Source organism: Achromobacter sp. JCM 18799 (assembly GCF_055395645.1).
In genome coordinates, this window is record NZ_AP043866.1 from 2,153,403 (window position 1) to 2,170,066 (window position 16,664).

Annotated in this window: 21 protein-coding genes; 5 read left to right on the forward strand and 16 right to left on the reverse strand. The window is 65.9% G+C overall.

Annotated features, from left to right (window positions below; all coding sequences use genetic code 11):
- Positions 1-195 precede the first annotated feature (195 nt).
- A complete protein-coding gene (locus tag ACZ5YA_RS10220; protein ID WP_059372506.1) occupies positions 196-609 on the forward strand; it encodes a DUF4168 domain-containing protein in 414 nt (137 codons plus the stop codon).
- A gap of 36 nt (positions 610-645) precedes the next feature.
- Here ACZ5YA_RS10220 and ACZ5YA_RS10225 read toward each other — a convergent pair whose 3' ends face one another.
- Entirely contained in the window at positions 646-1,080 is a 435-nt protein-coding gene (locus tag ACZ5YA_RS10225; protein ID WP_118932503.1) for a helix-turn-helix domain-containing protein, read from the reverse strand.
- Between the two features lie 80 nt (positions 1,081-1,160).
- Between ACZ5YA_RS10225 and ACZ5YA_RS10230 the strand changes: the two genes are divergently transcribed.
- Both ACZ5YA_RS10230 and ACZ5YA_RS10235 read left to right on the forward strand, forming a co-directional pair.
- A complete protein-coding gene (locus tag ACZ5YA_RS10230; protein WP_464092459.1) occupies positions 1,161-1,655 on the forward strand; it encodes a DUF2938 domain-containing protein in 495 nt (164 codons plus the stop codon).
- A gap of 93 nt (positions 1,656-1,748) precedes the next feature.
- Complete coding sequence (locus ACZ5YA_RS10235) at positions 1,749-2,447, forward strand: glutathione S-transferase family protein (RefSeq protein WP_059372498.1); 699 nt, start codon at positions 1,749-1,751, stop codon at positions 2,445-2,447.
- 24 nt (positions 2,448-2,471) lie between these two features.
- Here the strand turns inward: ACZ5YA_RS10235 and ACZ5YA_RS10240 are convergent, their stop codons facing one another.
- The 6 genes from ACZ5YA_RS10240 to ACZ5YA_RS10265 form a co-directional block, all read right to left on the reverse strand.
- Positions 2,472-3,233 carry an ABC transporter permease gene (locus ACZ5YA_RS10240; protein ID WP_059372491.1) on the reverse strand — a complete coding sequence of 254 codons (762 nt, stop codon included), beginning with the start codon at positions 3,231-3,233 and terminating at the stop codon, positions 2,472-2,474.
- On the reverse strand, positions 3,230-4,153 hold the full coding sequence (locus ACZ5YA_RS10245; protein ID WP_059372488.1) for an ABC transporter ATP-binding protein: 924 nt from the start codon (positions 4,151-4,153) through the stop codon (positions 3,230-3,232). The genes ACZ5YA_RS10240 and ACZ5YA_RS10245 overlap by 4 nt, the downstream gene beginning before the upstream one ends.
- A gap of 104 nt (positions 4,154-4,257) precedes the next feature.
- Positions 4,258-5,187 (reverse strand): dihydrodipicolinate synthase family protein, encoded by a 930-nt coding sequence (locus ACZ5YA_RS10250; RefSeq protein ID WP_464092460.1) that lies wholly within the window; start codon positions 5,185-5,187, stop codon positions 4,258-4,260.
- Positions 5,188-5,189: 2 nt separating this feature from the next.
- On the reverse strand, positions 5,190-6,362 hold the full coding sequence (locus tag ACZ5YA_RS10255; protein WP_118932506.1) for an L-rhamnonate dehydratase: 1,173 nt from the start codon (positions 6,360-6,362) through the stop codon (positions 5,190-5,192).
- Positions 6,363-6,407: 45 nt separating this feature from the next.
- A complete protein-coding gene (locus ACZ5YA_RS10260; RefSeq protein WP_464092461.1) occupies positions 6,408-7,442 on the reverse strand; it encodes a 4-hydroxythreonine-4-phosphate dehydrogenase PdxA in 1,035 nt (344 codons plus the stop codon).
- A 7-nt stretch (positions 7,443-7,449) separates the two neighbouring features.
- Complete coding sequence (locus ACZ5YA_RS10265) at positions 7,450-8,424, reverse strand: Bug family tripartite tricarboxylate transporter substrate binding protein (RefSeq protein WP_059372475.1); 975 nt, start codon at positions 8,422-8,424, stop codon at positions 7,450-7,452.
- 127 nt (positions 8,425-8,551) lie between these two features.
- Between ACZ5YA_RS10265 and ACZ5YA_RS10270 the strand changes: the two genes are divergently transcribed.
- Both ACZ5YA_RS10270 and ACZ5YA_RS10275 read left to right on the forward strand, forming a co-directional pair.
- Entirely contained in the window at positions 8,552-9,484 is a 933-nt protein-coding gene (locus tag ACZ5YA_RS10270; protein WP_280016793.1) for a LysR family transcriptional regulator, read from the forward strand.
- Between the two features lie 109 nt (positions 9,485-9,593).
- Positions 9,594-9,935: a zinc ribbon domain-containing protein YjdM gene (locus ACZ5YA_RS10275; protein ID WP_059372471.1), complete on the forward strand. Its 342-nt coding sequence runs from the start codon at positions 9,594-9,596 to the stop codon at positions 9,933-9,935.
- Between the two features lie 47 nt (positions 9,936-9,982).
- Here ACZ5YA_RS10275 and ACZ5YA_RS10280 read toward each other — a convergent pair whose 3' ends face one another.
- The 9 genes from ACZ5YA_RS10280 to ACZ5YA_RS10320 form a co-directional block, all read right to left on the reverse strand.
- Entirely contained in the window at positions 9,983-10,219 is a 237-nt protein-coding gene (locus ACZ5YA_RS10280; protein WP_059372469.1) for a hypothetical protein, read from the reverse strand.
- Positions 10,220-10,234: 15 nt separating this feature from the next.
- The gene (locus ACZ5YA_RS10285) at positions 10,235-10,444 is read right to left on the reverse strand and encodes a FixH family protein (protein ID WP_059372466.1); all 210 of its coding nucleotides are present in this window, start codon (positions 10,442-10,444) and stop codon (positions 10,235-10,237) included.
- Positions 10,445-10,464: 20 nt separating this feature from the next.
- The gene (gene ccoG / locus ACZ5YA_RS10290; RefSeq protein WP_280016792.1) at positions 10,465-11,955 is read right to left on the reverse strand and encodes a cytochrome c oxidase accessory protein CcoG; all 1,491 of its coding nucleotides are present in this window, start codon (positions 11,953-11,955) and stop codon (positions 10,465-10,467) included.
- 76 nt (positions 11,956-12,031) lie between these two features.
- Positions 12,032-12,982, reverse strand: coding sequence for a cytochrome-c oxidase, cbb3-type subunit III (gene ccoP, locus ACZ5YA_RS10295; protein ID WP_464092462.1), 951 nt, complete (start codon positions 12,980-12,982; stop codon positions 12,032-12,034).
- Positions 12,979-13,155, reverse strand: coding sequence for a cbb3-type cytochrome oxidase subunit 3 (locus ACZ5YA_RS10300; protein WP_054452859.1), 177 nt, complete (start codon positions 13,153-13,155; stop codon positions 12,979-12,981). The genes ccoP and ACZ5YA_RS10300 overlap by 4 nt, the downstream gene beginning before the upstream one ends.
- A 2-nt stretch (positions 13,156-13,157) precedes the next feature.
- Positions 13,158-13,883, reverse strand: coding sequence for a cytochrome-c oxidase, cbb3-type subunit II (gene ccoO, locus ACZ5YA_RS10305; RefSeq protein ID WP_059372459.1), 726 nt, complete (start codon positions 13,881-13,883; stop codon positions 13,158-13,160).
- Positions 13,884-13,893: 10 nt separating this feature from the next.
- A complete protein-coding gene (gene ccoN / locus ACZ5YA_RS10310; protein WP_059372455.1) occupies positions 13,894-15,381 on the reverse strand; it encodes a cytochrome-c oxidase, cbb3-type subunit I in 1,488 nt (495 codons plus the stop codon).
- Positions 15,382-15,530: 149 nt separating this feature from the next.
- Positions 15,531-15,692 (reverse strand): cbb3-type cytochrome oxidase assembly protein CcoS, encoded by a 162-nt coding sequence (gene ccoS, locus ACZ5YA_RS10315; protein ID WP_042794347.1) that lies wholly within the window; start codon positions 15,690-15,692, stop codon positions 15,531-15,533.
- Complete coding sequence (locus ACZ5YA_RS10320; RefSeq protein ID WP_059372454.1) at positions 15,689-16,663, reverse strand: P-type ATPase actuator domain-containing protein; 975 nt, start codon at positions 16,661-16,663, stop codon at positions 15,689-15,691. Before ACZ5YA_RS10320 ends, ccoS begins: the two co-directional genes overlap by 4 nt.
- Position 16,664: the final 1 nt, after the last annotated feature.

The window sequence follows — 16,664 nt, forward strand, 5'->3', positions numbered from 1 at the left end:
AATTTAAGGAAACATCGCGGCCAGCAGCGACTACGAAACCGCGCAAAACGTTTCGGCCGCGCCCCGGGGGGCTCCCTCCCGGGGCGCGCGCGCATCCCGTGGCCTGCCGAAACAGGAAAACACATCGCGAAACTTGCCCCCGCACCGTCCGGGTCGTCATCATGGCCCGACATTCAACCGGAACAAGGAGGTTTCATGCAGCGTTCCACTTATGCATTCCTGTCCGCCGCCCTGCTGGCGACGGCGCTGTCCGGTGCTCCCGCCCTTGCGCAGCAAGCCAGCCAGGCGCAAGGCCAGGCCCAGGCTCAACCGCGCATGGCGCCCCCGCCCGCGATCCAGCCGACCGACCAGCAATTGCAGCGTTTCGCTTCGGCATCGCAGAAGATTTCCGGCGTCGTCGACGAGTACCGCCCCAAGGTCGACGCCGCCAAGACGGATGCCGCCAAGCAGAAGGTCGTCGAGGAAGCCGACGCCAAGATGGTGAAACTGGTGCAGGCCGACGGTCTGAGCGTCGACGAATTCAACGGCATAGGCCAGGCCATACAGCAGGACCCCCAGCTCAAGCAACGCCTGATGAGCATGAGCAAGGGCGCCCCCGCCGCGAAGTAAGGCTCTCCGAGAGCCAGCCCTGGCGCCATCCGCCCATTACGGGTGGATGGCGTTTTTTTGCTTGCCGGCCGCCGCCCTGTTCTGCTTCAACCGTCCCGCGGCGGCCTTCAACAGCCGCTGGAAAGTCGGGCATTGCGCATGGTTGGCGGCGGGACATACCGCGGCATGGCGCAGGCCCTGGCTCATCGCCCGCAGGCGCTTGATGGTCGCATCGATGCTGTCGGCCTTGTCCAGCAACAACTGCCTGTCCACCCGCAACGCGCCCTCGGGCGAGAGCATGGCCTGGATCTCGTCCAGCGACAGGCCACCGGCCTGCCCCAGCGCGATCAGCGCCAATTGATCCAGCACGCCAGGCGCGAAACGCCGGCGTTCGCCGGCGGCGCTGACCGCCTTGATCAAGCCCTTGTTTTCATAGAAGCGCAGCGTGGAGGCCGGCAGGCCCGTGCGCCGGGCGACTTCCGAAATATCCATGGCGCCCTCCTTGACTTGAAGTTGACTTCAACTTCTATCATGCCTGCAAACAATGCGGTCGGCAATGCAAGGAACAAGACATGGAATCGATGGAAGTGGCGGCAAAAGTGGTTTTGATCGGTATCGGCGCGACGATCGTGATGGACGTGTGGGGCATGCTCCAGAAGGCCTTGGGCATGCCCACACTGGGCTATGCGCTGGTCGGCCGGTGGGCCGGCCACCTGTGCCGGGGCACGCTTGCCCACGCCAATATCGGCCGGGCCGAGCCCGTCGCGGGCGAATCGGCGCTGGGATGGACGATCCACTACGCCGTGGGTCTCGTCTTCGCCGCGCTGCTGGTCGGCATCGAGGGCGCGGCATGGCTGCGCGATCCCACATGGCTGCCCACCCTGGCCGTGGGCGTCGCGACCGTCGTGATGCCGTTTTTCGTCATGCAGCCCGCCATGGGCGCGGGGATCGCCGCGTCCCGCACGCCCACGCCCTGGAAGAACCGCCTGCGCAGCCTGGCGACGCATGCGGTGTTCGGCTGCGGCCTGTATCTGTCGGCGGCGGCGCTCAGGCAGGTGTGGAACTGACCGCGGCGCAAGGCGCCCGCCCGCCGTCTGTCCTGCGCAACCGGTTATCCTGTTCCGGTTTCCCTCATCGACACGTAGAAGGAGCGCAGTATCTTGACCCCGGATCTCACTCTCTATGACCTGGCTGGCGCCGATGCGTCGCTGCGCTTCAGCCCGCATTGCTGGAAGACCCGCATGGCCCTGGCCCACAAGGGCCTGACCGCGACGACCGTGCCGTGGCGCTTCACGGAAAAGGAAGCCATCGACTTTTCCGGCCAGAAACTGGTGCCGGTGCTGGTGCATGGCGAACATGTCGTCAGCGATTCCTGGCAGATCGCCTGCTACCTGGAAGACACCTTCCCCGAGCGGCCCTCGTTGTTCGGCGGCGCCAGCGGTCGCGCGCTGAGCCTGTTCGTGAATTCATGGTCGGACACGACCCTGGTGCCGACGCTGGCGCGGTTGCTGCTGCCCAGCATCCACGGCCTGATCCACGAAAAGGACCGGGACTATTTCCGCGCCACGCGGGAGAAGCGCTTCGGCAGGCTGGAAGACCTGCCGGCGGGCTATGAAGACCAGATCGCCGCGCTGCGCGCGGCGCTGCTGCCCTTGCGGCAGATGCTGGGCAAGCAGCCCTATCTGGCAGGCGCTCAGCCGGCCTATGCCGACTATGCGGTGTTCGGCATGTTCATGTGGGCGCGCTGCACCAGCACGCTGGAACTGCTGGCCCAGGACGATCCGGTCCACGCCTGGCGCGAGCGCCTGCTCGACGCGCATGACGGCCTGGCCCGCCGCGCGCCGGCGGCGCAAGCCTGAGCCGCCGCGCCCGGTCTGTCTGCGCTAGGTCTTCAGCCGGTAACCGGTCTTGAAGATCCAGCGCACCCCAATCAGGCAGGCCAGCAGGAACACCAGCGTCATGCCCACGCTGACGCCGACGCTGACGTCCGCGACGCCATAGAAGGCCCAGCGAAAGCCGCTGACCAGATACACCACCGGGTTGAACAGCGTGGCGGTCTGCCAGAACGGCGGCAGCATCTTGATGGAATAGAAAGTGCCGCCCAGGAAGGTCAGCGGCGTGATGATCATCAGCGGGATGATCTGCAGCTTTTCGAAGCCGTCGGCCCAGATGCCGATGATGAAGCCGAACAGGCTGAAGGTCACGGCCGTCAGCACCAGGAAGCCCAGCATCCAGAACGGATGCGCGACCTCGAACGACACGAACAGCCGCGCCGTGGCCAACATGATGAGCCCCAGGATGATGGACTTGCTGGCTGCGGCGCCCACATAGCCCATGACGATCTCCACATAGGAGATGGGCGCCGAGTGGATTTCGTAGATGGTGCCCGAGAAGCGCGGCATGTAGATGCCGAAGGACGCGTTGGCGATGCTTTGCGTCAGCAGCGCCAGCATGATCATGCCAGGCACGATGAAGGCGCCGTAGCTCACGCCGTCGATCTCGACCATGTGCGAGCCGATGGCTGAACCGAACACCACGAAATACAGCGAGGTGGAGATCACGGGCGACAGCACGCTCTGCATCAGCGTGCGCCACGCGCGGGCCATTTCAAACAGGTAGATAGCGCGGATGGCGTAGAAGTTCATGATTGACCGTGCACCAGGCTGACAAAGATATCCTCGAGAGAGCTTTCCGACGAATTCAGGTCGGTGAATTCGATCTCCAGGCGCGACAGTTCATGCAGCAGCCGGGAGATTTCCCCGCCGCCCTGGTTGTCGTAGGTGTAGACCAGCTTGTGCCCGTTGTCGGACAGGTCCAGCTGGAAGGCGTCCAGCGCCGTCGGGATGCCCGGCAGCGGCGCCTTCAGGGTCAGCGCCAGCTGGCGCTTGCCCAGCTTGGCCATCAGCGCGTGCTTCTCTTCGACCAGGATGATCTCGCCCTTGCGGATAACGCCGATGCGGTCGGCCATTTCCTGGGCTTCCTCGATGTAGTGCGTGGTGAGGATGATGGTGACGCCGCTTTCGCGCAGCCGCCGCACCATTTCCCACATGCCGCGCCGCAGCTCCACGTCCACGCCGGCGGTGGGCTCGTCCAGGAACAGGATCGCGGGTTCATGCGACAACGCCTTGGCGATCATGACGCGCCGCTTCATGCCGCCCGACAGCGCCATGATGCGGCTGTCCTTCTTGTCCCACAGGGACAGGTCGCGCAGCACCTTCTCGACGTAGGCGTGGTCGGTGGGCTTGCCGAACAGGCCGCGGCTGAAGTTGACGGTGTTCCAGACGCTTTCGAACGCGTCGGTGGAAATTTCCTGCGGCACCAGGCCGATCTTGGCGCGGGCCGCGCGGAACTCCGTGACGATGTCGTGGCCATCGGCCAGCACGCGGCCGGCGGTGGGATTGACGATGCCGCAGATGATGCTGATCAGCGTGGTCTTGCCCGCGCCGTTGGGCCCGAGCAGGGCGAAGATCTCGCCGCGCCGGATGTCCAGGTTCACGCTCTTGAGCGCCTGGAATCCGGATGCGTACCGTTTGGATAGATCCTGAACTGAAATGACCGGCTGCACACGCGCCCCCGACTGGATGGATAGCCAGGGATTTTAACCGTCACGCGCGACAGGCTTGTTCGCCGTGACGGAACAGTGTGTTTGGCGGGCTGATCAATCCCTGCTCAACGCCCCCAGCGCAGGACCAGCGGATCCAGGCGGCTCGCGGTCTCCAGCAGGCCCTGCCGGACCTCCGCGCGCATGGCCGGCCACGGGTGCCGCGGCGCATCGCAGGCGATCACGCCGCCGGCCTTCATCAAGGCCTTGGCCGTGAGGATGCCGCCCTGCCGGTTCTCGTAATTGATCAGGGGCAGCCAGCGCTCGTACAGGCGGTAGGCCTCGTCGCGCTTGCCCGCGCGGTGGGCCTCGATGATGGGCCGCAGGCCATCGGCGAAACCGCCGCCGGTCATGGAGCCGGTGGCGCCGGCATCCAGGTCGGGCAGCAGCGTGATGGCTTCCTCGCCGTCCCAGGGTCCTTCCACGGTGTCCCCGCCCAGCGCGATCAGGTCGCGCAGCTTGGAGGCCGCGCCCGCGGTCTCGATCTTGAAGTAGGCGACGTGCTCGATCTCGCGCGCCATCCGCGCCAGCGCCGCGGCCGACAACGGCGTGCCGGCGACCGGCGCGTCCTGGATCATGATGGGGATGTCCACCGCGTCCGACACGCGCTGGAAGAATCCCGTCACCTGTTCCTCGGACACGCGGATCGTCGCGCCATGGTAAGGCGGCATGATCATCAGCATCGCGGCGCCCTGCTCCTGCGCGCGCCGGCTGCGCGCGGCGCAGACCTGGGTGCTGAAGTGCGTGGTGGTCACGATCACCGGCACGCGGCCGGCGACGTGCTCCAGGATGGTCCGCGTCAGGACTTCGCGCTCGTCGTCAGACAGCACGAACTGCTCGGAAAAATTGGCCAGGATGCAAAGCCCGTCGACGCCCGAGTCGATCATGAAATCCACGGCCCGCTTCTGGCTGGGAAGGTCCAGCTCGCCGGATTCGGTGAAGGTGGTGGGCACGACCGGGAAGATGCCGCGATAGCGCGGGTTCTGGTAGGTAGCCATGGTTATTCGATGATGTTGAAGTCTTTGAGGTATTCGGTCTTCAGCGTCAGGCCCAGCCCCGGCTTGTCGTCGTCCAGGTCGATGAAGCCTTCCTTGGCCACCGGCTCGCCATCGAAGATGTAATAGAACAGCTCGTTGCCGACCTCCACGTCGAACATGGGGAAGTACTCGCTCATGGGCGAGGCCAGCGTGCTCATGGTCAGGTGGTAGTTGTGCATCTGGCCGGCATGCGGCACCACCGGCACGCTGTAGGCCTCGCACAGCGCGTTGATCTTGTGCGCCGCCGTGATGCCGCCGACGCGGTTGGTGTCGTACTGCACCACCGACACCGCCTTGCGGTCCAGCAGCTGCTTGAAGCCGTAGAGCGAGAATTCGTGTTCGCCGCCGGAGATCGGGATCGAGGTGAGCTGGTTCAGTTCCGCATAGCCGTCGATGTCGTCGGCGATGACGGGTTCCTCCAGCCAGCGCGGCTCGAACTTCTCCAGCTTGGGCAGGATGCGCTTGGCGTACTCAAGATTCCAGCCCATGTAGCACTCCAGCATCAGGTCGGTGTCGTAGCCGATCACCTCGCGCACCGCCTCCACCGACTTCAGGTTCTCCGACACGCCTTTCTGCAGGTGCGCCGGGCCATAGCCGAAGCGCATCTTGAAAGCGGTGAAGCCCTGGTCCAGATAGGTCTGGGCCTCTTCCTGCATGGCCTTCAGGTCGGTGCGATAGAGCTTGGAGTAATAGACCGGGATCTTTTCCTTGGTGCGGCCGCCCAGCAGCTTGAAGACCGGCTTGTTCACCGACTTGCCCAGGATGTCCCAGATGGCCAGGTCCACCGCCGAGATCGCCGCCATGGTCACGCCCTTGCGGCCCCAGGCATGGGTGGACCGATACATGCGCTGCCACAGGTATTCGTAGTCCCAGGGATCCTGCCCGATCACCAGCGGGGCCAGGTACTGGTCGATGATGGCCTTGGCCACGCGCGGCGCCAGCGCCACGTTGCCCAGGCCCACGATGCCGTCGTCCGTCTCCACCTCGACCACGGTCCAGCCATGGAAGCGGAAGGTGCTCATGGTTTCCTGCTTGGAATACAGCAGGTCCATGGCGTTGGAGCAGAAATTGCCCTGCGGCGGCACGGTCTTGCCGGTCCACTCGTAGACGCGGGCGCGGACGGATTTGATCTTCATGAGGAGTTCCTGCTTGGAATAAGGGTATGGAATGAAAGCGGCGGATCAGCCGGCCTGCGTCCGCGCGGCGCGGTGCGACAGGCCCATGCGGCAGGCGATGAGAAAGGCCTGCCAGGTGGCGTCCAGGTTGGCGCGGCCGAGGCCTGCGATGTCGTACGCCGTGCCGTGGGCCGGCGTGGTGATGGGGATGGGCAGGCCGCCCTGCACCGTCACGCCGCGCGAGAAGCCCAGCAGCTTGATCGCGATCTGGCCCTGGTCGTGGTACATGGTGACGATGGCCTGGAACTCGCCGGCCTGGGCCTTCAGGAAGATGGTGTCGGCGGGGAACGGCCCTTGCACCGGCAGCCCCTCTTCATTCAGTTGCCGCACGGCCGGCGCGATGATGTCCACCTCTTCGCGGCCGCAGGTGCCGCCGTCGCCGCCATGCGGGTTGAAGGCCGCCACCGCCACGCGCGGCTCGGCAATGCCGTTGGCCTGCAGCGAACGGTAGATCAGTCGGGTGGCGTCCTTGATGCCGTCGATGCTGAGCGCCGCCGCCGCGTCCTTCAGCGGGATATGCGAGGACACGCGCGAGGTCCACAGGTCGCCCAGGGTGTTGAACTCGCAGAAGTAGCCGGTCACGCCCAGGTACTGCGCAAAATGGTGCAACTCGTCGTCATGCCCCAGGCCGCCCAGCTTCATGGCGTACTTGTTCAAGGGCGCGAAACAGATGGCGTCGACGTGGCCGTCGCGCGCCGCGTCCATGCAGGCGTTGAGCACCCGCAGCACCGACGCGCCGCCCGCGGCCTCGGCCTGACCCACATGCACCTGGCCGGGTTTGATGGTGTCCACCCCCAGCCAGGCGGGCGCGCCGGTGTCCGGCCGGCCGCGCACCGCCTCGATGCTGTCCACGGGCTGGGTGGCGACCTGCACACCCGCCACCCGCTGGCCTTCGCGCCACAGCCACTCGTCGCCCACCAGCACGATGTTCGCCTGCTGCGTGGCTTCTGGCCTGGCCAGCAGGCGGGCGATCAGTTCGGCGCCGATGCCGGCGGGGTCGCCCAGGGTCAGGGCAATGACGGGTTTCTGCTGCGCGCTCATGTCTGGGTCATTCCACGGAAATGTTGTTCTTCTTGATGACGCCGGCGTAGCGCTGGTTCTCGCTCTTGTGGAACTGCGCGAACTGCTCCTGGCTCATCGGGTTGATATCGGCGCCGATCGCCTGCAGGCGGGTCTGCGTGTCGGGCAGGGCCAGGATGCCGTTGACGGCGTCATGGATGCGCTTCTGATTGGCGGCGGGCGTGGCGCTGGGCATGTAGATGCCGTACCAGGCGCTCATTTCCACGCCCGGCACGCCGGCCTCGGCCATGGTCGGCACGTCGGGCAGCTGGGCGTTGCGCTTGGCGCTCAGCACGGCCAACGCGCGCACCTTGCCGCTCTTGATATGGGGGATCACGGAAGACGCGGTCTCGAACGCGATCTGCACCTGCCCGCCCATCAGGTCCACCAGCGCCGGGCCGCTGCCGCGGTACGGGATGTGGATCATCTGCACGCCGGTGGCGTCCTTGAACAGCTCGGCGGCGATGTGCTGGGTGCTGCCGGAACCGCTGCTGGCGAAGTTGTAGGTGCCGGGCTTGCTCTTGAGCAAGGCGATCAATTCCTGCACCGACTTGGCCGGCACGTCGTTGTTGACCACCAGGATGTTGGGCACGGCGCCCACGAACACCACCGGCGTCAGGTCGCGGTCGTTGTCATAGCCCAGCTTCAGCAGGTGCGGCGCGATGGCATGGGCGGTCGACACCCCCATCACCATGGTGTGGCCGTCCGTGGACTTGGCCGCCAGGTCGGCCGCCAGCGTGTTCGACGCGCCCGGCTTGTTCTCGACCACCACGGTCTGCTTGAGCAAGGGCCCCAGCTTGTCCGCCACGGCGCGCGCCATGGCGTCGGTGCCGCCGCCCGGCGCGGATCCCACCAGCAGGCGCAGGGGCTTGTTGGGCCAGTCGGCGGTCTGCGCCTGGACGGGCGCCAGGGCCGACAGGCACAAGGCGCCAGCCGCCATCGCGGCCAATAGCCGAGTCTTCATGGTTGTCTCCTTGGTTGATGTTTTTTTGCCCTTGCGGGGGCAATCTTTTGTGGGTCCATCTTAGAAAGAAGTGCTGTTTCCGTAAAATGAAACTTTTGCACCAATCGTTCACCTGAGGCGATCAATCATGGAACGCGCGATCCACGTCCCTGCCCTGCTGGCCCGGCTGCGCATGCGGCAGATCGTCCTGCTGCTGGCGATCGAGGAGCGCGGCACGCTGCGCGCCGCCGCCAACCAGCTCAACATGACCCAGTCCGCGGCCAGCAAGATGCTGCATGAACTGGAACTGGCCATCGGCCAGCCGCTGTACGGACGGGTCGGCCGGGGCCTTGCGCTGACCGCGGCGGGCGAATGCGTGATGGGGTACTTCCGGGGCATGCGCGGCACGGTCTCGTCGCTGGCGCGCGAACTGGAGGAGCTGCGCCTGGGCAGCGCGGGCAAGCTGTTCATCGGCAGCATCATGGCGGCTTCGCCCGGCCACCTGACCGACGCCCTGCTACGCCTGAAAGAGACTTACCCGCTGCTCGCGGTGGAGATTTCCACCGGCACCAGCGACCTGCTGATGGGCCGCATGAACGAAGGCAAGCTGGACGTGGTGATCGGCCGCATGCTGACGCCGTCGGACAGCCAGTACGTGTTCCGCCCCATCGGCGATGAAGCTCTGTCCGTGATCGCGGCGGTGGACCATCCGCTGGCCGGCCGCAAGCGCGTGAGCTTCGAGGCCATGCTGGCGTATCCCTGGGTATTGCAGCCGCATGGCAGTCCGATGCGCGACGTCATCGAACAGGAGTTCCGCTCGCACGATGCCGCCACGCCCAAGGGCCTGATCGAATCGGCCTCCATCCTGACCACGACCAACCTGGCGATGAAGTCCACGATGCTGGGCGTGATTCCGGAATCGGTGGCCAGCCGCTATGCGGCGCATGGTCTCCTGGCGATACTGCCCTACCAGATCCGGCAGAGCCTGACGGCCTTCGGCAGCATCGTGCCGCGCGACCGGCCGCTGAGCGCCGCGGCTCGGCATTTCGTGGGCTTGCTGCACGGCGACGCAGCGGCTTGAGAGCGCGCAATGCAAAGGGGGAAAACGCCCGCGGCGCAGGAGAAAACAGCATGCGGCGCAGTACAATCGCGTGTTGCGCATCGCGCGTTTTTTACACTGAGGTCCACACGTGAGCGCACTGCCCGCCTGTCCCAAATGCCAGTCCGAATACACCTATGAAGACGGCGCCCTGTACGTCTGCCCGGAATGCGCGCATGAATGGCCGGCGCAGGCCGCGGAATCTGCCGATGAAGCCGCCCGCGTCTACCGCGATTCGGCCGGCAATGTGCTGCAGGACGGCGACACCGTCACCGTCATCAAGGACCTGAAACTCAAGGGTTCCGGCGGCGTGGTCAAGATGGGCACCAAGGTCAAGGGCATCCGCCTGGTCGATGGCGACCACGACATCGATTGCAAGATCGACGGCTTCGGGGCGATGAGCCTGAAGTCGGAGTTTGTGAAGAAGGTATAAGCCGCCGCTTGCGACGGCCCCGGGGCTGCGGCAGCGCCGCGCCCTGGCTACAGGTCCTCGGGCTCCTCGGCCTTGGGCATCAGGTACGCGGTGAGCGTGCTGGACAGCCCCGCCATCACCCACAGCACGAAGAAAGCCACCGTGTAGAAGCCGGTGCGCCCGGTGGGCACATGCCCGAAGATCGCCACGTCCAGGGGATCGATCAGGGCGAAGATCAGCGCGCTCCCCGCCGCGGCCGCCATGAAGGACGGCCACAGGATCCACATCAACGATCGCAAGCCCATCTGTGTTCTCCCCGGTTACGGATTGGCGCTGGGCGCCGCCTGCTCGATGACCAGGCCGCGCTTGACCACGCCCTCCTGGATCGGCTGGTTGCTGAAATTGGTGAAAGCGAAATAGATCGTGACGAAGCAGCCTATCATGGCCGCGAACGGGCCGGCCATCAGGATCCAGGGCCAGGGCTCGCGGTACCAGGGCTTGGCGGTCTTGGCGGGTTGGGCGGCGGTCATGGGCTTGTCCTTTTCAGTATTCAGTCGGGTACGTAGAAGCTGGCGGGCTCGTCGGTCTCGACCGCACGGCTCTCGCCGTCCTGGCCGCGCGCGCGCAGCGTGATGGCATGGGCGCCGGGCTCGGCGCCGGCCGGCGCGCGGATGACCATGGGCACCAGCTTGTTGGCCGCGGCCTCGACGTCGACGGTGTCCGAGCCTTGCTGTCCGGTCATCACCTTCAGGCCGGGCATGCCGTCGGCCGAGAGCTGCAGGCGCATCGGCTGGTCGGAGGTATTGATGATCTGCAGGCGGTACACGTTTTCGATCATGCCGCCGGCCACTTCGCGCCCCAGCGCGCCGCGGTCGCGGATCACGTCCACCCGCAGGGGGTTGCGCATGGCCAGCGATGCGACGAAGGCGATGGCCAGCGCCAGGATCAGCGTGCCGTAGATCAGCACGCGCGGGCGCAGCAGATGGGAGCGCGCGCTCTTGGCGGACAAGCCGTCCAGCATGGCGCGTTCCGAGGTATAGCGGATCAGGCCGGGCTCGTACTGCATCTTGTCCATGACCTGTTCGCAGGCATCGATACAGGCGCCGCAGCCTATGCACATGTACTGCAGGCCGTCGCGGATATCGATGCCGGTCGGACAGACCTGCACGCACAGGCTGCAATCGACGCAATCGCCCAGCCCGGCGGCCTTGTGGTCCACCTTGCGCGAGCGGCCGCCGCGCGGATCGCCGCGGCGCTTGTCGTAGGTGACCACGAAGGTGTCGGGGTCCACCATCACGCTCTGGAAGCGCGCGTAGGGGCACATGTACTTGCACACGGATTCGCGCATGAAGCCGGCGTTGCCCCAGGTGGCGAAGCCGTAGAACAGCATCCAGAACCACTGCCAGGGGCCGAGTTGCAGCGCGAACAGCTCATGGCCCAGTTCGCGGATGGGCGCGAAGTAGCCGATGAAGGTGGAACCCGTCCACCAGGCCAGCGCGATCCACAGGAAATGCTTGGTGATCTTCAGGCGCGCCTTGCGCCAGGTCCAGGGCGATTCGTCCAGGCGGATGCGCGCGACGCGGTCGCCTTCGACCTTGCGCTCGATCCACATGAAGATTTCGGTATAGACGGTCTGCGGACAGGCGTAGCCGCAGAACAGCCGCCCCGCCACCGCGGTGAACAGGAACAGCGCCAGCGCCGAAATCACCAGCAGCACCGCCAGATAGACCACGTCCTGCGGCCACAGCACCAGGCCGAAGAGATAGAACTTGCGCGCGCCCAGGTCGAACAGCACGGCCTGGCGGCCGTTCCATTGCAGCCAGGGCAGGCCATAGAAAATCAGCTGGGTGAGAAAGACGAATGCGATGCGCCAGCGGGCGAAGATGCCGCTGACGGACCGGGGGTAGATCTTGCTGCGCACGCCCGCCAGCGTCTGCTCCAGGGTTTCCGTCCCGGGGCGCGGCGGCTTTACGTGCGGCCGCCAGGGCGGCGGGTCACCGTCAGGCGAATTGCCGGTCCTTGCGGCTGACCCATCTTCCATTTCCTGCTCCCTGCTGTATGTCCAGTGATATGGGGGCCACGCCAGGCGCGGCCCCCAAAAACGCGCTGTAAAGCCTTTACTTCGTTACCGTGCCCGGCGCGGCGCCTGCCGTCGCTTCGGGCTTGTTCGACAAGCCCCAGACCCAGGCCGTCAGGATCTTGATCTGCTCCGGCGTCAGGATGTCGCCATGCGCCGGCATGCGGTTGTCGCGGCCATCCAGGATGGTCTTGACGATGGTGGCTTCCGAACTGCCGTAGAGCCAGACGTCGTCCGTCAGGTTCGGCGCGCCCAGCGCCTGGTTGCCCTTGCCGTCGACGCCGTGACAGGCCACGCAGTAGTTGGCGAACTCGCGCTTGCCGCGGAACACGCGGACCGGATCTGCCGTGAGGCCCGACAGCGAACGCACGTACTGGGCGATGTCGGCCGCCGTCTTGGCGTCGATCGCGGCCTTCCAGGGCGGCATCACGCCCACGCGGCCCTGCGTGATGGTCTGCGTGATGGCTTCAGGCGAACCGCCGTGCAGCCAGTCGCCGTCGGCCAGGTTGGGGAAGCTGGGGCCGCCCTTGGCGTCCGAGCCATGGCATTGCGCGCAGGTGTTCAGGAACAGGCGCTGGCCGATTTCGCGGGCGCCCGGATCCTGGGCGATCTGCGGAATGTCCATGGTTTCGAAGCGCGCGTAGATCGGACGCACGGCTTCGGCCATCTTGGCCTGCTGCTTGGCCACTTCCTCGGTGCTGCTGTAGCCCAGTTGGCCCTTGTACTCACCCAGGCCCGGCATGAAGAACAGGTAGCCCAGCGCGAAGGCGCAGGCCAGCAGGTACATCCAGGTCCACCAGCCCGGCACCGGGTTGTTCAGCTCGGTCAGGTCGCCGTCCCAGACGTGGCCCGTGTCCTCGACCTTGCCGTTGGCCGGCTTGGTGCTGAGCCAGCGGCGCTGCGTGTACAGCAGCCACACGCACCAGACCACGCCGCCCACCGCGACGATCGAGATGAAATATCCCCAGAAGCCATTAACGAAATCGCTCATGACCGATTCGCTCCATCTTGTTGTCCCTGCCCGAACTCATCGGGCAGTGCGAACGGCAGCATGGCCGATTCGCGGTTGGCGCTCTGGCGGCCGCGCGAGCAGGCCCACCAGACGATGCCGAAGAAAGTTGCCATCGAAATGGCGGTGACGACTGCGCTCAGGTAGCCCAGCATGGTCAGCCTCCCGCGGCCGCGGGCGCGGCGGCTTGGGTCGCGGGCTGTGCCGCGGGTTGCGCGGCGGCCTTCTTGGCCTCTTCCGCCTTCCTGGCCTGCTCGGCCTTGCGCACGCCCACGCCCAACCCTTGCAGGTAGGCGACCAGCGCGTCTTCCTCGGTCTTGCCTTCGATGGCCTTGGGCGCCGCGGCGATTTCCTCGTCGGTGTAGGGCACGCCCAGCGTGCGCAGGGCGCGCATGCGGTCGCTCACGTTCTCGCCGGTGATGACCGTCTTTTCCAGCCAGGGATAGGCGGGCATGTTGGATTCCGGCACCACCTTGCGCGGGTCGCGCAGGTGGATGCGGTGCCAGTCATCCGAATAGCGTTCGCCCACGCGCGCCAGATCGGGACCGGTGCGCTTGGAGCCCCACAGGAAGGGATGGTCGAAGACCGATTCCGAGGCCACCGAGTACGGGCCGTAGCGCTGCACTTCGGCCGCCAGCACCCGCACCTGCTGCGAATGGCAGCCGACGCAGCCTTCGCGGATGTAGACGTCGCGGCCCATCAGGCGCAGCGGGCTGTAGGGTTCCACGCCCGCGATGGGCTGGGTCGTGCTGTGCTGGAAGAACAGCGGCACGATCTGGACCAGGCCCGCGAAGGACACCACCAGGATGCTGGCGATGATCATCCAGCCGATGTTCTTCTCGAGCGTCTGGTGGGAAAAGAAACCAGATTTATGGTTGGCCATGATGTCCTCGTCAAACGGTGGCCGGCGCGGCGGTCACGGGGACCGGCTGGCGAGCGGCATGGGGATCGTCTTGCGGAATCGCGGGATTGACCGGCTGCGCGCCGCGCACCGTCATCCACACGTTCCAGGCCATGACGAACACACCCGACAGGAACAAGGTGCCGCCCAGCAAACGGATCAGGTAGTACGGGACGCGCGTCTTCAGTTCCTCGACGAAGCTGTAGACCAGGGTGCCGTCGCTGGCGGTGTCGCGCCACATCAGGCCCTGCTGCACGCCGGCGATCCACATGGCGGCGATGTACAGCACCACGCCGATGGTCGCGATCCAGAAGTGCAGTTCGATGGCCTTGACGCTGTACATCTTCTCGCGGCCGTAGAGACGCGGGATCAGGTAGTAGAGCGAACCGAAGGAGATCATGGCGACCCAGCCCAGCGCGCCGGAGTGCACGTGGCCGATGGTCCAGTCCGTGTAGTGCGACAGCGCGTTGACCGTGCGGATCGACATCATCGAGCCTTCGAAGGTCGACATGCCGTAGAACGACAGGGCCGTCACCATGAACTTCAGGATCGGATCGGTGCGCAGTTTGTACCAGGCGCCCTGCAGCGTCATGATGCCGTTGATCATGCCGCCCCAGGACGGCGCCAGCAGGATCAGCGAGAAGGTCATGCCCAGTGACTGGGTCCAGTCGGGCAGCGAGGTGTACAGCAGGTGGTGCGGGCCCGCCCACATGTAGGTGAAGGCCAGCGCCCAGAAGTGGACGATGGACAGGCGGTAGGAATAGATGGGACGGCCGGCCTGCTTGGGCACGAAGTAATACATCATGCCCAGGAAGCTGGTGGTCAGGAAGAAGCCCACGGCGTTATGGCCGTACCACCACTGCACCATGGCGTCCTGCACGCCCGAGTAGGCGGAGTAGGACTTCCACATCGACACCGGCATTTCGATGTTATTGAAGATGTGCAGGATGGCGATGGTCAGGATGTACGAGCCGAAGAACCAGTTGGCCACGTAGATGTGCTTGGAACGGCGCTTGACGATGGTGCCGAAGAACACGATGGCGTAAGCCACCCAGACCAGGGTGATCAGGATGTCGATGGGCCATTCGAGTTCGGCGTATTCCTTGCTGCTGGTGAAACCCATGGGCAAGGTGATGGCGGCGGCGACGATGACGATCTGCCAGCCCCAGAACGTGAACGCGGCCAGCGGGCCGCAGAACAGGCGCGCCTGACAGGTGCGCTGGACCACGTAGTACGACGTCGTAAACAACGCGCTGCCGCCGAACGCGAAGATCACCGCGTTGGTGTGCAGCGGGCGCAGGCGGCCATAGCTCAGCCATGCGGTGTCAAAGTTCAGCTGCGGCCAGATAAGCTGCGCAGCGAGAAAAACGCCCACAGCCATGCCGACGATGCCCCACACTACCGTCATGAGCGCGAATTGCCTCACGATCTTGTAGTTGAAGGTGTCGGCCTTGCTTGCGATTGCGGCGCAATCGTTCATCGCCCTTCCCCTAAAGTTACAGATAGCTCCAGGCTGCAATGATGGGACTAGTCAAACAAGGCAGCGTTGATCTGGATCAAGCATCTGGTTACACGGTGGGGAACGCGGCGCCGGCGCAACGGGTCCAGGCGCGAAATCAAACGCGCCGCTCAGCCGCGGCTGGCGGGTCCGCTGTCGTCGTCGAGCAGGATGGCGCGGCCGGCATCATCGGTGTCGTCGTACTGGCCGTTGAAAACGGCCCACCACAGCGACACCCCGATGGCCAGCACGAACAGCAGGGACAGGGGCAGAAGCAGATAGAGGATGGTCATTGCGCCGTTTCCAGCGCGGCGGCGGGCGCCGGCGCGCCAGCCCAGTCGCGGCGGCACAAGCGCCACGAGTTGTAGGCGACCGCCAGCGAGGACACCAGCATGGTGATCGCGGCCAGCCACGGCGTCACCCAGCCGACCAGCGCCAGCGGGGTCATCAGCAGGTGCCAGACCACCGATCCGTACAGGTTCTGGCGAGCGCGGCGCCGCGCCTCGCCCAGCAGCTCGTCCAGCGCCGCGTCGGACATATTGGGATGGGCGGCCAGCGCCGAATGGGCGGAGGCCATGGCGGTGGGCACCGCCATCGACATGGCGCAGGGACAGCTCATCACCAGCAACGCCACCATCACCGGAATGCTGTGCGCCGCATCGATGTAGGCCCAGGCGGCCGCGGCGGCCAGCGCCAACGCGACCTGGACCATGACGAAGCGCGAGGCCAGCCGGTCGGCGCGCGCGCCCAGCTCCAGGCGCTGCGCCTCCACGCGCTCGTGGCGCAAGCCGCCTGCCGCGCCGCCGAAGGACTGGCGGGCGCACAGCTCCAGATAGCGCGCGGTCAGCAGGAAGGCCACGAACATCGTGACCGAATCGAAGTAGACCTCGCCGCGCCCCGTGTAGGTGGCGTGGACGCTGGGAATGAAGGCGGCGACGATGCCCAGGGCCACCGGCACGTCCATGCCGGCGCGGCCATGGCGCAGGTTGTCGCCCGCGTGGCGCCAGATCGGCCAGGCCGAATAGACCACCACGGGCACGGTCAGCGCGAAGCTGGCCCAGTTCATCAGCACGATGGCCCAGTCCAGCGTTTCCAGCGCATCGGCCGGCATGCTTTCATGCCGCAGGTAGCCGGGCCAGGCGAACATCATCACCTGCATCATGGCCAGCCACGCCAGCGACAGGCGCACCAGCGCATGGCGGCGCTGCTGGCGGTCGGCGTCGGACAGGGCGGCCGGGACGGCGAAGATCGATTTTGCTCGCATG

Coding starts and splice junctions, on each gene's coding strand:
- ACZ5YA_RS10230 (WP_464092459.1), top strand. CDS start 1,161: ATGGAATCGATGGAAGTGGCGGCAAAAGTGGTTTTGATCGGTATCGGC.
- ACZ5YA_RS10255 (WP_118932506.1), bottom strand. CDS start 6,362: ATGAAGATCAAATCCGTCCGCGCCCGCGTCTACGAGTGGACCGGCAAG.
- ACZ5YA_RS10280 (WP_059372469.1), bottom strand. CDS start 10,219: ATGGGCTTGCGATCGTTGATGTGGATCCTGTGGCCGTCCTTCATGGCG.
- ccoG (WP_280016792.1), bottom strand. CDS start 11,955: ATGGAAGATGGGTCAGCCGCAAGGACCGGCAATTCGCCTGACGGTGAC.
- ACZ5YA_RS10285 (WP_059372466.1), bottom strand. CDS start 10,444: ATGACCGCCGCCCAACCCGCCAAGACCGCCAAGCCCTGGTACCGCGAG.
- ACZ5YA_RS10225 (WP_118932503.1), bottom strand. CDS start 1,080: ATGGATATTTCGGAAGTCGCCCGGCGCACGGGCCTGCCGGCCTCCACG.
- ACZ5YA_RS10300 (WP_054452859.1), bottom strand. CDS start 13,155: ATGCTGGGCTACCTGAGCGCAGTCGTCACCGCCATTTCGATGGCAACT.
- ACZ5YA_RS10270 (WP_280016793.1), top strand. CDS start 8,552: ATGGAACGCGCGATCCACGTCCCTGCCCTGCTGGCCCGGCTGCGCATG.
- ccoN (WP_059372455.1), bottom strand. CDS start 15,381: ATGAACGATTGCGCCGCAATCGCAAGCAAGGCCGACACCTTCAACTAC.
- ACZ5YA_RS10220 (WP_059372506.1), top strand. CDS start 196: ATGCAGCGTTCCACTTATGCATTCCTGTCCGCCGCCCTGCTGGCGACG.
- ACZ5YA_RS10250 (WP_464092460.1), bottom strand. CDS start 5,187: ATGGCTACCTACCAGAACCCGCGCTATCGCGGCATCTTCCCGGTCGTG.
- ACZ5YA_RS10260 (WP_464092461.1), bottom strand. CDS start 7,442: ATGAGCGCGCAGCAGAAACCCGTCATTGCCCTGACCCTGGGCGACCCC.
- ACZ5YA_RS10240 (WP_059372491.1), bottom strand. CDS start 3,233: ATGAACTTCTACGCCATCCGCGCTATCTACCTGTTTGAAATGGCCCGC.
- ACZ5YA_RS10320 (WP_059372454.1), bottom strand. CDS start 16,663: ATGCGAGCAAAATCGATCTTCGCCGTCCCGGCCGCCCTGTCCGACGCC.
- ccoS (WP_042794347.1), bottom strand. CDS start 15,692: ATGACCATCCTCTATCTGCTTCTGCCCCTGTCCCTGCTGTTCGTGCTG.
- ACZ5YA_RS10265 (WP_059372475.1), bottom strand. CDS start 8,424: ATGAAGACTCGGCTATTGGCCGCGATGGCGGCTGGCGCCTTGTGCCTG.
- ccoO (WP_059372459.1), bottom strand. CDS start 13,883: ATGGCCAACCATAAATCTGGTTTCTTTTCCCACCAGACGCTCGAGAAG.
- ccoP (WP_464092462.1), bottom strand. CDS start 12,982: ATGAGCGATTTCGTTAATGGCTTCTGGGGATATTTCATCTCGATCGTC.